The organism is Streptomyces sp. NPDC007157 (assembly GCF_040634235.1).
GTDB lineage: Bacteria > Actinomycetota > Actinomycetes > Streptomycetales > Streptomycetaceae > Streptomyces.
The window spans coordinates 1-13893 of the sequence record NZ_JBEYFE010000021.1 but is presented as its reverse complement, the minus strand read 5'-3'; the positions used below and the strand labels follow the sequence as shown (position 1 = coordinate 13893).

Below are 13893 nucleotides of genomic sequence, written 5' to 3'. Positions count from 1 at the left end.
CGGAGGGGGTGTCAGGTGAGCGCGCCGGACATGGCGAGCGAGTGCAGGAAGCGCACCAGGGTCATCAGGACGTCCCGGCTGGAGGCCCGGCGGCGGGCGTCGCACTCCACGATGGGGATCTCGGGGGACAGGTCCAGCGCGGTGCGCAGCTCCTCGATGGGGTAACGAGGCCCGTCCGGGAAGGAGTTGACGGCGACGACGAACGGCACCCCGCGTTCCTCCAGGCGTCCCATCACGTCGAAGCTGACTTCCAGGCGCCGGGTGTCGATGAGCACGACCGCGCCGAGGGCGCCTTCGAACAGGCCGTTCCACAGGAACCAGAACCGCTCCTGGCCGGGGGTGCCGAAGAGGTAGAGGACCAGTTGGTCGGTGATGCTGATGCGGCCGAAGTCCATGGCCACGGTCGTGGCGGTCTTCGAGTCGGAGCCGTAGTTGTCGTCGACCCCGATGCCGGCCTGGGTCATGGTCTCCTCGGTGGTCAGCGGTCTGATCTCGCTGACGGACCCGACCATGGTGGTCTTGCCGACTCCGAAGCCGCCCACGATCACGATCTTCACCGCGGCCTGGGCGGTGTGCGGCAGCTGATCCTCGGTGCGGGGGCCGGGGATCGTCTCAGAGCTTTTGAAGTCCATGCATCACCGCTTCGAGAAGTGAACGGTCGGGAAGCGCCTGGCGGACGATCGGGGCGCGCGCCTGCACCAGTTCGGCCGTGATCAGCTCGGTGATCAGCGCCGTCATCGCGCTGAACGGCAGATTGAGGTAGGCCGAGAGCTCGGCCACGGACAGCGGGGCGAGACAGAGCCGGAGCAGCACCGCCTGCTCCGGTGTGACCGAGGGCGGTGGGTCGGCGCGCGCCACGATTAAGGTGACCAGGTCGAGTTCGGCCCGTGCGCCGTCGGCTCCGCTGATGACGTAGAGCCGCTCGGGGTTCTTGTTGTCGCCCTCCTCGCCGCCGCCCTCGGCGGCCGGCGGCGTGGGCGGGATCGGCGGCGGTGGCGGCTGGTGCCCCGGCCTGGGTTGACGGCGTTTGCGTTGCGGAGGAGTCATACGGTCTGCCCGTTCCGCCGGGGCGGACTGGTGAGATGGGCGCCGATGCGGACGACGAGGTCGCGCATCATCTCGCTCATCCGCCCGGGTTCGCAGGTCACGTCGGCGAGCACCGCGAGGTAGGCGTTGGCGCCGGCGGACATGAGGTAGAAGTAGCCCCGGTCGATCTCGATCAGGACGAGGTTCATGTCGCCGTTGCTGATCGGGAGTTCCTGGGCGACGGCTCCGGCCAGGCTCTGCACGCCCGCGCAGGCCGCGGCGAGCCGGTCGGCGGCGTCGGGGTCGCCGCCGTGCCGGGCGATGCGCAGTCCGTCGGCGGAGAGCACGACGATCATCTCGACGCCCGGCACCCCGTCGGCGAGCTGCTTGAGCATCCAGTCGAAGTTGCCTCGCTGCTGGATCACTTGAGGTCCCCCTCGTCGTCGGCGTCGGTGCCGGCCGGATCGTTGATCAGATGCAGGTACTTGGTCGGGTTCCGGGTGAAGTCGGTCGGGTGGACCCCCGGGTTGTTCTTCTTGAGCCCCTCCCAGAAGGCATCCACCCAGAGCCCGGGTTCGCGACGCTCCGGCTCCGGCTCCACCGGCTCGGGCTCCTTGTGCTGCGACCAGATGGTCGGGTTGCCCTCGCGCTCGGCGCGCTCGATGGCGGCCTGTTCGGCGAGCCGCTGGCTGAGCGGCATCTTCATCCGGCTGCGCCGCTGCGGCAGGCCGCCCGCGGTCCACTCGGTGACCTCGGGGACGTCGTCCTCCATGGAGATACCGGCGGGGATGCGGGGGCTGGTGGGCCGGCGCTTCTTGGGCGGCCGCTTGGGTCCCTCGAGGGCGCCGAGTTCGGGCTTCGGGATGCCGGTGGCGCCGATGCCGTGCGCGATGCCGGGGGCCGGGTCGGTGGTCATCATGTCGCTGGGCACGATGAGGACGGCCCGGACACCGCCGTACGCCGAGGCGCGCAGCGAGACGTCCATGTCGTACGTCGTGCAGAGGCGGCCCACGACCGAGAGGCCCAGGCGCGGGTTCTCCCCGAGGACCTGGATGTCCTTGCCCTGCTTGGCCTTCTCCAGCATGCCCTCGATGCGGCCGCGGGCCTCCTCGTTGAGGCTGACGCCGGCGTCCTCGATCTCGATGCACACGCCGGACTGCACCTCGACGGCGGTGACGTGCACCTTGGTGGAGGGCGGCGAGTACCGGGTGGCGTTGTCGAGGAGTTCGGCGGCCGCGTGGATGAGCGGTTCGACCGAGGTGCCCTTGATGTTGACCTGGCAGATCGAGTGCAGCTCGATGCGCCGGTACTCCAGGATCCGCGACATGGCGCCGCGCAGCACGCTGTAGAGGGCGACGGGGTTGGGCCACTGACGACCGGGGCGGCCGCCGCCGAGCACGGAGACCGAGTCGGCGAGGCGTCCGATCAGCGCGGTGCCGTGGTCGATGCGCAGCAGGTCGTCGAAGACCTCGGGGTTGCGGCCGTGGTCCTCCTCCATCTCCCGCAGTTCGTGTGCCTGCTGGTGGACGATGGCCTGGACGCGCCGGGCGACGCTGACGAACGAGCGCTCCAGAGAGTCGCGCTGGAGGTCTTCCTCGTCGACGATGTCGAGCATGGTGCGGATCAGCCGGCGCTGCGACTCGGGGGCTTGACGCAGCCGGGGGTCGAGATCGAAGACCTGGCGAATCACCTCTTTGGGGGACTCGCCGGCCTTCAGCCGGTAGAGCGCGGTCGGGAACACCTCTTTGCCGAGGCGGTCGATCTCCTGGTCGCTCGTGGTGAGGCGCTGTTCCAGATACGCACTGTGACGGGCGTGCTCGGCCTTGGCGTCCTGGAGCCTACGGCCGCGGCGCACCGCTTCCGCCGCCGTCGCGAGCACCAGCAGCGTGCCGACGGCCCCGCACACGCCGACGGCGGTCCGGGCGGGCTCCGCCACCAGGAGGACGGCTGCGGCGGTCGCCACGGCCATCAGTATGGCGGGCAGCAACAGCACCCGCGCCAGGGAAATTTCACGGCCATTGGGAGGCGATTGCACACTCACCATGTATGCCTTCTGAGACGAATCGGCTGGGTGTCGGGGAAGTTCGTGGGGGGAAGGTTCATGGAGCAGTCAGGATCTTCCGTATGATTGGGAACAGGCGCACGAATTCATCTCAACTCGGTGCGCCGCGGGCGAGCTTAGTCCGACCGGATCAACGCCGTGTCATATTCGGCAAGCACCTGAAAAGGCCCAAACGACTGGAGTACCCTCGGTCGTTTCGCACGCACGGCATGTGTTCGCACACGTTGCGTCACGTCGCACGGACGCGCGAAGGTGACTCACCGTGACGGGTGAAACAGCCCTCCGACCCGAAACCTCCGCAGGGTCCGGACACTCCGACCCGCGGCCCCGGCCGCCCGGTTCAGACCCCCGCGATCCGCAGCGCGGCGTCGGCCGTGGCGCGGGCGAACTCGTCGACGGGACGCTCCGGTTCGGAGCGGTGGATCAGGATGACGCCCTCGATCAGCCCGAAGACGAGGTCGGTCCGCAGCTCCAGCTCCCCCTTGGCGAGCCCCCCGCCGACGGCCGTCGCGGCGATCAACTGCCGGTAGGCGTCCTTGAGTTCGGAGCGCACGGCATGGAACCCGGCGAACCGCTCGGTGCGCACCTCGGGCAGCAGGTAGAGCGCGCCAAGGTTGTGCGGTCCGGTGCACAGCAGCTCCACGTCGGCCCGGCACAGCGCCCGCAGCCGCTCCTCGGCCGGCGTCACGTCGTCGGCGAGCAGTTCCCGCGCGCAGTCCAGCGACGGAGTGACGGTGGACTCCAGCAGCTCGGCGAGGAGTTCCTCCTTGCCGGAGACGTAGTGGTACATCGACGCCTGCCGCATGCCCGCCCGCTCGGCGACCGCCCGGGTGGTGGTGGCCGCGTAGCCGATGGTGGTGAACAACTCGGCTGCGGCCACGAGCAGTTCGGCTCGCGGATCCAGGCCGCTGTCAGGCCGCTGCGCCGCCCGCGGCCGGCCGACCCGGCGGCCACTGCTCGTCCCCATGCGTTCGATCCTCGCACACGGCACCGCACGACGATCACCACCAGGCCCGGCGGCCGGGCCGCGCTCCCCCGGTGAGCCCTCGGTAACCGGGCCGGAACGCCACGGCAACGCCACGGACCCCACTCACCCCTAATTTCTGTCGGGCGACAGAAACACCGCCGAGCCCACGGAACCGGAGGTCAGCGATGGCGACAGCGACCACGTACGGAGCCCGGGCGCATGCCCGCGCCCAGGAGGGCACCCGCGCCGAGGCCATGCCCGTCGTACCGGCCGCGGACTGGCCGGACCCGCCCTGCGAGGCGGGCCACCTGGTCTGGGCCGAGACGGTGGCGGGCGGCAACTACACGCACCGCGTCCTGGCCCGCGGCACCGAGCTGCGCCTGACCGACCCGCACGGCGACGCCTGCGCGCACCTCCTGCTGTATGTCGCCGACCGCCCCTGGGAGCGGCTGAACGTCGCCGACACGGTCAAGGTCCAGTGGAACGCCTACCTCGGCGAGGGCGTGCTGCTCCTCTCCGACCAGGGCCGGGTCCTCGCCTCCGTCGTCGCCGACACCTCCGGCCGCCACGACGCGCTGTGCGGCACCTCCACCCTGGTCCGCAACACCGGCCGCTACGGCGACGGCACCCCGCAGTCGCCCTCCCCCGCCGGCCGCGAGCTGTTCAAGCTGGCGGCGGCGAAGCACGGCCTGGAACCGCGCGACCTGCCGCCGTCCCTGTCGTTCTTCCAGGGCGTGGAGGTGCGCGAGGACGGCACGCTGGACTTCACCGGCTCGGCCGGCCCCGGCGGCAGCGTCACGCTCCGCGCCGAGCAGGACCTGACCGTACTGATCGCGAACGTCCCGCACCCGGCCGATCCGCGCCCCGACTACGTCAGCACCGCGCTGGAGGTCCTGGCCTGGCGCGCCGCCCCGACCCCGCCCGGCGACCCGCTCTGGGACGCCACCCCAGAGGGCCGCCGCGCCTTCCTGAACACCGCCGAATTCCTCGCCGCGAGGGGGCTCGCATGACCACGGGGACCATCGTCCCGGCCCGCGCCGCCTGGTCCGCCGTCATCCGCGACGGCGAGACCCTGACCATCACCGACCTGCACGGCAACCAGGCCGTCGACTTCCTCGTCTACGACGCCCACGACACGGCGGTCCGCTACAGCGCCCCCGACACCGTCCACGCCCAGGGCTCCCTCTTCCTCACCACCGGCAGCGTGCTGCTCTCCAACGAGCACACCCCCCTGATGACCGTGGTCGCCGACGAGGTGGGCCGGCACGACACGGTCGGCGGCGCCTGCTCCAAGGAGTCCAACACCCTGCGCTACGGCCACCACACCTGGTCGCAGCACGCCTGCGTGGACAACTTCCTCGCGGAGGGCGCCAAGCACGGCCTCGGCAAGCGCGACCTGGTCTCCAACATCAACTGGTACATGAACGTACCGGTCGAGCAGGACGGCACCCTCGGCATCGTCGACGGCCTCTCGGCCCCCGGCCTGAAGCTGACGCTGCGGGCCGAACGGGACGTCCTCGTCCTGGTCTCCAACTGCCCGCAGATCAACAACCCGTGCAACGGCTTCGAACCGACAGCGGTGCAGATGACGATCGGGGCCGCCGGATGAGCTTCGACACCCTGCTGGTCGCCAACCGGGGCGAGATCGCCGTCCGTGTCATCCGCACCGCCCGTGAACTGGGCCTGCGCACGGTCGCCGTCTACTCCGACCCCGACCGCTCGGCCCCCCATGTCCGCCTCGCCGACGAGGCGGTACGGCTCGGCCCGGCCCCGGCCAAGGAGTCCTACCTCGACGCCGACCTGGTCCTGAAGGCCGCCAAGGACACCGGCGCCGGCGCGATCCACCCCGGGTACGGCTTCCTGTCCGAGGACGCCGATTTCGCCCGGCGCTGCGAGGAGGCCGGGATCGTGTTCGTCGGCCCGACCCCGGAGCAACTGGAACTGTTCGGCGCCAAGCACACGGCACGGGCGGCGGCCGAGGCGGCCGGAGTGGCCCTCGCACCGGGAACGGGGCTCCTCGCCGACCTGCCCGAGGCGCTCCGTGCGGCCTCCGCCGTCGGCTATCCCGTGATGCTCAAGGCCACCGGCGGCGGTGGCGGCATCGGTATGTCGGCATGTCGGTCGGCTGCCGAACTGACCGACGCCTGGGACCGCGTCCAGCGCGTGGCCGCCGCCTCCTTCTCCTCCGCCGGGGTCTTCCTGGAACGCCTGGTGGAGCACGCCCGCCATGTCGAGGTCCAGATCTTCGGCGACGGCGCGGGCAAGGTCGTCACCTTCGGCGACCGGGACTGTTCGCTGCAGCGCCGCAACCAGAAGGTGGTCGAGGAGGCCCCGGCCCCCGGCCTGCCGGACCGGGTACGCGCACAACTCGCCGCCTCCGCACGCGACCTGTGCGCGGCCGTGGGCTACCGCTCCGCGGGCACCGTCGAGTTCGTGTACGACGCGGCACGCGAGGAGGCCTACTTCCTGGAGGTCAACACCCGGCTCCAGGTGGAACATCCGGTCACCGAGGAGATCTACGGCGTCGACCTGGTCGCCTGGATGCTGCGCCTGGCGAGGGGCGAGTCCGACGTCGTCCGGGAGCCGGGCGAACCGCGAGGGCACGCCGTCGAGGCCCGCGTCTACGCCGAGGACCCCTCCCGTGACCATCGGCCCAGCGCCGGCCTGCTGACCCGGGTGGAGTTCCCGCCGGGGGTGCGCGTCGACGGCTGGGTGGAGACCGGCACCGAGGTGACGACGTCGTACGACCCGATGCTCGCGAAGGTCATCGCCCACGGCCCCGACCGCGACCGGGCGCTGCGCGCCCTCGACGAGGCGCTGGCCCGCACCCGTGTCGACGGCATCGAGACCAACCTGGGCCTGGTCCGCGCCGCGCTCACCGAACCGGCCTCCCGGGCCGCCGCCCACTCGACGGCGACCCTCGCCACGGTCACCGACCCGACCCCCCGGATCGAGGTCGTCGCCGCCGGCACGCTCACCACGGTCCAGGACTGGCCGGGCCGCACCGGCTACTGGCAGGTCGGGGTGCCCCCGTGCGGCCCGATGGACGACCGCTCCTTCCGGCTCGGCAACCGCGCGCTGGGCAACCCGGAGGGCGCGCCCGGCCTCGAATGCACCCTCCAGGGCCCGTCCCTGCGCTTCACGCACACCACGACCGTCTGCGTGACCGGCGCCCCGGCCCCGGTGACACTGGACGGCGCCCCGGTCGCGCAGTGGGAACCGGTGACCGTACCGGCGGGCGGGCTGCTGGAGATCGGCGCCCCCTCCGCACACGGGCTGCGCACCTACGTCCTCTTCGCGGGCGGCGGCCTGGACGTGCCCGCCTTCCTGGGCAGCGCGAGCACCTTCACGCTGGGCCGGTTCGGCGGCCACGGCGGCCGGGCGCTGCGCACGGGTGACGTCCTGCACGGCGGCGCCGTCACGGACGGCGTGCCCGTCGCCGAGCGCCCGTCCTTCGCCGCCGTCTGGCACATCGGGGCCGTCGAAGGCCCCCATGCCGCACCGGAGTTCTTCACCGAGGACGACATCCGGGACTTCTACGCGGCCGAGTGGAAGGTGCACTTCAACTCGGCGCGCACCGGGGTCCGGCTGGTCGGCCCCAAGCCGCGCTGGGCCCGCACCGACGGCGGCGAGGCGGGCCTGCACCCGTCCAACATCCACGACACCCCCTACTCGGTCGGCGCCGTCGACTACACCGGCGACATGCCGGTCCTGCTCGGCCCCGACGGCCCCTCCCTCGGCGGGTTCGTGTGCCCGGCGACCGTCCTGAGCGGCGACCGCTGGAAACTGGGCCAGCTCCGGCCCGGCGACACGGTCCGCTTCGCCCCGGTCGACGTGACCGGAGCGCCCCGCCCGGAGATCCTCGACGGCGGTGTCCTGGCCCGCGACGGGGACGTGACCTACCGGCGCAGCGGCGACGACAACCTGCTGGTCGAGTTCGGCCCGATGCAGCTGGACCTGGCCCTGCGGATGCGCGTCCACGCGCTGATGGAGGCGGTGACGGCGGCGGACCTGCCCGGGGTCACGGACCTCACCCCGGGGATCCGCTCGCTCCAGATCCGGACCGACCCGAGCCTGCTCACCCAGGCCGAACTCCTCACCGGCGTCAGGGAGATCGTCCGGGGACTGCCGCCCACCGGCGAACTGGTGGTGCCCTCCCGCACGGTCCACCTCCCCCTCTCCTGGGACGACCCGGCGACCCGCGAGGCGATCGCCCGCTACATGGCGGGCGTCCGCGACGACGCCCCCTGGTGTCCGTGGAACATCGAGTTCATCCGCCGGATCAACGGCCTGGACTCGGTCGAGGACGTCTATCGCACGGTCTTCGACGCCGAGTACCTGGTCCTGGGCCTGGGCGACGTGTACCTGGGTGCCCCGGTCGCCACCCCCCTGGACCCGCGCCACCGCCTGGTCACCACGAAGTACAACCCGGCCCGCACCTGGACCGCCGAGAACTCCGTCGGCATCGGCGGCGCCTACCTGTGCGTCTACGGCATGGAGGGCCCGGGCGGCTACCAGTTCGTGGGCCGTACCACCCAGGTGTGGTCGGGCTGGCAGCAGCGCGGGGCGTTCCAGCCCGGCTCGCCGTGGCTGCTGCGCTTCTTCGACCGGATCAGGTGGTATCCGGTCTCCGCCGACGAACTCCTCGACCTGCGGGCCGACATCACCTCCGGCAGGTTCGTGCCACGCATCGAGGAGGGGACGTTCTCGCTGGCGTCCTACCAGGAGTTCCTCTCCGAACACGCCGACGCCATCGGGGACTTCAGGGCACGCCAGCGGCAGGCCTTCGGCGCGGAGCGGGACGCCTGGGAGGCGGCCGGGGAGTTCGCGCGGGCTCAGGCGGCGACGGCACCCGCGTCCACCGCGCCGGCCGAGGTGTCCGTCCCGCCGGGCGGTCGACTGATAGAGGCCGAATTCGCCGCCTCCGTATGGCAGTTGAACGTGGCACCCGGCGAGGAGGTGACCACCGGCCAGACCCTCCTGGCCCTGGAGGCGATGAAGATGGAGTCCAGGGTGCACGCCCCGATGGCCGGCGTGGTGACGGAGATCCTGGCCAGGCCCGGCGACCAGGTGGAGGCGGGGACGGCGCTGCTCGTCCTGGCGCCGACCGCGAACTGACCGACAGGAGCAACAGACCATGTCCAGCACCGTCTCCCGGGTCCGTGCCGCCTACGCGCGCATCGAAGCGGTCGACCGCCCCGAGATCTGGATCGACCTGCGCCCACGGGAGGAGACCGAGGCGCAGGCCCGGGCGATCGACGAGCGGGTGGCCGCGGGTGAGCGCCTCCCCCTCGCCGGGCGCCTGTTCGCCGCCAAGGGCAACATCGACGTACTGGGACTGCCGACGACGGCGGGCTGCCCGGCGTACGCCTACGAGCCGGAGGCCGACGCCCCGGTGGTGGCCCGCCTGCGCGCGGCCGGCGCGCTCGTGCTCGGCACGACCAACCTCGACCAGTTCGCGACCGGCCTGGTCGGCACCCGCTCCCCCTACGGCGCGGTCCGCAACGCCGTCGACCCGACCCGGATCAGCGGCGGCTCCAGCTCGGGCTCGGCGGTGGCGGTGGCCCTCGGGATCGTCGACTTCGCGCTCGGCACGGACACGGCGGGGTCGGGCCGGATCCCGGCCGCCTTCAACGGCATCGTCGGCCTGAAGCCCACCCGTGGCCTGGTACCCACCACCGGGGTGGTCCCGGCCTGCGCCTCCATCGACTGCGTGACGGTGTTCGCCCGCACGCTCCTGGAGGCCGAGCAGGCGCTGTCCTACCTGGCGGCCCCGCCGGAGCGCGTGCTGCCGCCGCTTCCCCAGCGGGCCCCGGGACCCTGGCGGATCGCGGTCCCGCCGCTCTCCCAGCTCGGCGAACTGGACGAGGGCTGGGCGGAGGCGTACGAGGAAGCGGTCGCGCGTCTCGCCGCCTCGGGCGCCTCGGTCCGCCCGCTCGACCTGGCCCCCTTCACCGAGGCGGCGGCGATGCTCTACGAGGGCGCGTTCGTGGCGGAGCGCTACACGGCGGTGGGTCCCTTCATCGACAAGCAGCTCTCCTCCGGCGGCGAAGGCCTCGACCCCACGGTGAGCGGCATCATCACCCGGGCCCGCGACCTCCCGGCGCACCGGCTCTTCACCGACCAGGACCGCCTGTCCACCCTGCGGGTCCGCGCCCTGGCCGAGCTCTCCGACGCGGACGCCCTGCTGCTCCCCACGGCCCCAGGCCACCCCACCCTGGCCGAGGTGGCGGCCGACCCGCTGGGCGCCAACGCCCGCCTGGGCCGCTTCACCAACTCCACGAACCTCTTCGACCTGGCAGCGGTCGCGGTACCGGCGGGAGAGGTGAACGGTCTGCCGTTCGGCGTGATGCTGATCGGCCCCGCCTTCACGGACGACCGCCTGGCCACCATCGCCCGCGCCCTGGAGCCGCGGGTGAGCCTGGCGGTGGTGGGCGCCCACCTGACCGGCCAGCCCCTGAACCCCCAGCTCCTGGCACTGGGCGCGGTACTGGACCGCACGACGACCACAGCACCGACGTACCGCTTCTACGCCCTGCCGACGACGCCGCCGAAGCCCGGCCTGGTGCGGGTGCCCGAGGAAGGTGCCGCGATCGAGACGGAGATCTGGCACCTACCGGCTGAGGGCCTGGGCCGCCTGCTGGCAGCGCTCCCCCGCCCGATGGCCCTGGGCAGCGTGGAGCTGGCGGATGGCAGCCGGGTCCCCGGCTTCCTGTGCGAACCGAGCGCGCTGGCAGACGCCGAGGACATCACGCACCACGGAGGCTGGCGAGCCTTCTTGGAAGAGGGCTGACAGGCGCGCCCCTCCAGGGGCGCGGGGAACTGCGCGACCAGCCCCCACGCGCCCGCGCCCGTCACCCCACCGACGAGTAGGCCACAACCCCCCGCAGCACCAGATCGACCGCCTTCCGCGCAGTCTTCGTCACAGTCGACCCCTCCACCGGAGCCGCCGCGGCGATCTGCCCGAGCACGTCGATCACCTGCTTGCACCACCGCACGAAGTCCCCGGCCGGCATCTCCGCCTCCCGCAGCACCTCGTCCAGCCCCGTCCCCGAGGCCCACATGTACACGGCCCAGGCGAAGCCGAGGTCCGGTTCCCGCTGCCCGACACCTTCGGTCTGGGTGATCCGGAACTCCTCCTCCAGCGCGTCCAGCCGTCCCCAGATCCGCACCATCTCGCCGAGCGCGGCCTTGGCGTTCCCGGAGGGCAGCTTCGGGGCCATCGCGTCGTCCCCGACACGCGCCTCGTAGACCAGCGCCGAGACGCACGCGGCCAGTTCGGCGGGACCGAGCCCTTCCCAGACCCCGGCCCGCAGGCATTCGCTGGCGAGCAGGTCGAGTTCGCCGTACAGCCGGGCCAGCCGCTTCCCGTGTTCGGTGACCTCGTCGCCGCGCAGGTAGTCCAGCTCGGTCAGCAGCGCCACGATCCGGTCGAAGGTGCGGGCGATGGTGTTGGTCCGGCCCTCGATCCGCCGCTCCAGCTGCGAGGTGTCCCGCATCAGCCGGTGGTACCGCTCGGCCCAACGGGCGTGGTCCTCCCGTTCGTTGCAGCCGTGGCAGGGGTGCGCCCGGATCGCGGTCCGCAGCCGTGCGATCTCACGGTCGTCGGCGGCCTGCGACCGCTTCTTGCGGGCCCGGTCCGGCGGAATGTGCCCGGCCTTGGTGCGCAGCGCCGACGCGAGATCCCGACGGGACTGCGGGGAGCGGGGGTTGAAGGACTTCGGGATCCGCATCCGCTCCAACGCCTCGACCGGCACCGGGAAGTCCATCGCCGCCAGCCGCTTGACCTGCCGTTCGGCGGTCAGCACCAGCGGCCGCGGCCCGTCGTGGTGCTCGAAGCCACGGTGGCCGTTGGACCGCCCGGCGGGCAGCCCGGGGTCAAGGACCAGCGCGAGCCCGGCGTACTTGCCCGTCGGCACGTGGATGACATCGCCCGGCTTGAGCTTCTCCAGTGCCACCGCCGCCTCGGCCCGCCGCTCGACCGCGCCCTGCCGGACGAGTTCGGTCTCCCGGTCCTTCAGCTCGCGCCGCAGCCGCGCGTACTCCTCGAAGTCGCCGAGGTGGCAGGTCATGGACTCCTTGTAGCCTTCGAGCCCTTCCTCGTTGCGCTGCACCTGACGGGAGATGCCGACGACCGACTTGTCGGCCTGGAACTGCGCGAACGAGGTCTCCAGGAGCTCTCGCGACCGGTGCCGCCCGAACTGCTCGACCAGGTTGACCGCCATGTTGTACGACGGCTTGAAGCTGGAGCGCAGCGGATAGGTGCGGGTACCGGCGAGCCCCGCGAGGTGCTCGGGGCTGAACCCCCGCTGCCACAGCACCACGGCGTGACCCTCGATGTCGATGCCGCGCCGGCCCGCGCGGCCGGTCAGCTGGGTGTACTCACCGGGGGTGATGTCGGCGTGCTGCTCGCCGTTCCACTTGACGAGCTTCTCCAACACCACCGAGCGCGCGGGCATGTTGATGCCGAGCGCGAGGGTCTCGGTGGCGAACACGGCCTTCACCAGGCCGCGTACGAAGAGTTCCTCGACGACTTCCTTGAAGGTCGGGAGCATGCCCGCGTGGTGGGCGGCGATACCGCGCTCCAGGCCCTCCAGCCATTCGTAGTAGCCGAGGACGTGCAGGTCCTCGCGCGGGATCGACGAGGTGCGTTGCTCGACGAGGGTGCGCACCTGTTCGCGCGCTTCGTCGTCGTTGAGCCGCAGGCCCGCGTACAGGCACTGCTGGACGGCGGCTTCGCAGGCGGCGCGGCTGAAGATGAAGGTGATGGCGGGCAGCAGGCCCTCGGCGTCGAGCCGTTCGATGACCTCGGGGCGTCCCGGTGTCCAGACCCGGGACCGCTGCCGGCGCTCGCGCTCCCGGTCGGCCTCGCGCATGGCACGCCCGCGCCTGCGGTCCTGGTAGGAGGGTCTGCTCGCCTCCATCCGGGCCAGCCGGGTGAGGTCGGGGTTGACGGCCTTCTTCTGGCCCTCGCCCTCCTCGAACAGGTCGTACATCCGGCGCCCGGCGAGCACGTGCTGGAACAGCGGGACGGGCCGGTGTTCGGAGACGATGACCTCGGTGTCGCCGCGGACGGTGTCGAGCCAGTCGCCGAACTCCTCGGCGTTGGACACGGTCGCCGACAGGGACACCAGGGTCACGGACTCCTGCAGGTGGATGATCACCTCTTCCCAGACGGCGCCGCGGAAGCGGTCCGAGAGGTAGTGCACCTCGTCCATGACCACGTAGCCGAGGCCGAGCAGGGTCTGGGAGCCCGCGTACAGCATGTTCCGCAGCACCTCGGTGGTCATCACGACCACGGGGGCGTCGGAGTTGACGCTGTTGTCACCGGTGAGCAGGCCGACCTGGTCCGCGCCGTAGCGGCGGCACAGGTCGGCGTACTTCTGGTTCGACAGCGCCTTGATGGGTGTCGTGTAGAAGCACTTCTTGCCCTGCTCCAGGGCGAGGTGGACGGCGAACTCGCCGACGATCGTCTTGCCGGAGCCGGTGGGGGCGGCCACCAGTACGCCCTTCCCGGCTTCGAGCGCCTGACAGGCCTCGATCTGGAAGGGGTCGAGGCCGAATTCGTACATCTCGCGGAAAGACGCGAGCGCGGTGGCCTGCTCGGCGGCCCGCCTGCGGGCCGCCGCATACCGCTCGGCCGGTGAGAGGTCCTCTGTCATCGTGCTTTCGAGCGTACCGGTCCCCACTGACAACAGGACGATCATTATCCGGAACATGGGACGACGGACGACAAAGAGGTGGGGGCGGCGCGGGGGGGGGGGCCCGCCCCCGGCCCGGGCGGCGACCCCGCAGGCGGCCAGGGAGCAGAGGCTCACAACCCCGCGGGGGTGGGGGC

The 13893-nt window shown here is 71.9% G+C and carries 9 protein-coding genes and 1 pseudogene; 4 read left to right on the top strand and 6 right to left on the bottom strand.

The genetic code is table 11. The features are described from left to right. Positions 1–11: 11 nt before the first annotated feature. From ABZ642_RS31775 to ABZ642_RS31755, 5 genes are all read right to left on the bottom strand, one after another. Positions 12–632, bottom strand: coding sequence for an ATP/GTP-binding protein (locus ABZ642_RS31775; protein ID WP_360490105.1), 621 nt, complete (start codon positions 630–632; stop codon positions 12–14). After that, on the bottom strand, positions 613–909 hold the full coding sequence (locus ABZ642_RS31770; RefSeq protein WP_360490392.1) for a DUF742 domain-containing protein: 297 nt from the start codon (positions 907–909) through the stop codon (positions 613–615). The genes ABZ642_RS31775 and ABZ642_RS31770 overlap by 20 nt, the downstream gene beginning before the upstream one ends. 134 nt (positions 910–1043) lie before the next feature. Beyond that, positions 1044–1451, bottom strand: coding sequence for a roadblock/LC7 domain-containing protein (locus ABZ642_RS31765; protein ID WP_046726726.1), 408 nt, complete (start codon positions 1449–1451; stop codon positions 1044–1046). Then, complete coding sequence (locus ABZ642_RS31760) at positions 1448–3070, bottom strand: ATP-binding protein (RefSeq protein WP_360490103.1); 1623 nt, start codon at positions 3068–3070, stop codon at positions 1448–1450. The genes ABZ642_RS31765 and ABZ642_RS31760 overlap by 4 nt, the downstream gene beginning before the upstream one ends. A gap of 358 nt (positions 3071–3428) precedes the next feature. Continuing rightward, positions 3429–4055: a TetR/AcrR family transcriptional regulator gene (locus ABZ642_RS31755; RefSeq protein WP_360490101.1), complete on the bottom strand. Its 627-nt coding sequence runs from the start codon at positions 4053–4055 to the stop codon at positions 3429–3431. A 185-nt stretch (positions 4056–4240) separates the two neighbouring features. Here ABZ642_RS31755 and ABZ642_RS31750 point away from each other — a divergent pair, with 185 nt between their 5' ends. The 4 genes and pseudogenes from ABZ642_RS31750 to atzF form a co-directional block, all read left to right on the top strand. Next, positions 4241–5065 (top strand): urea amidolyase associated protein UAAP1, encoded by an 825-nt coding sequence (locus tag ABZ642_RS31750; RefSeq protein WP_360490099.1) that lies wholly within the window; start codon positions 4241–4243, stop codon positions 5063–5065. Next, positions 5062–5664, top strand: a complete 603-nt coding sequence (locus ABZ642_RS31745) for an urea amidolyase associated protein UAAP2 (protein WP_360490097.1) — start codon at positions 5062–5064, stop codon at positions 5662–5664. The genes ABZ642_RS31750 and ABZ642_RS31745 overlap by 4 nt, the downstream gene beginning before the upstream one ends. After that, positions 5661–9173 carry a 5-oxoprolinase/urea amidolyase family protein gene (locus tag ABZ642_RS31740; RefSeq protein WP_360490095.1) on the top strand — a complete coding sequence of 1171 codons (3513 nt, stop codon included), beginning with the start codon at positions 5661–5663 and terminating at the stop codon, positions 9171–9173. Before ABZ642_RS31745 ends, ABZ642_RS31740 begins: the two co-directional genes overlap by 4 nt. 4 nt (positions 9174–9177) lie before the next feature. Continuing rightward, positions 9178–10848, top strand: a pseudogene (atzF, locus tag ABZ642_RS31735) (allophanate hydrolase); the annotation flags it as partial. Positions 10849–10909: 61 nt separating this feature from the next. On the opposite strand, the gene ABZ642_RS31730 reads toward atzF, so the two are convergent. Continuing rightward, positions 10910–13762, bottom strand: a complete 2853-nt coding sequence (locus tag ABZ642_RS31730; RefSeq protein WP_360490093.1) for a DEAD/DEAH box helicase — start codon at positions 13760–13762, stop codon at positions 10910–10912. Positions 13763–13893: the final 131 nt, after the last annotated feature.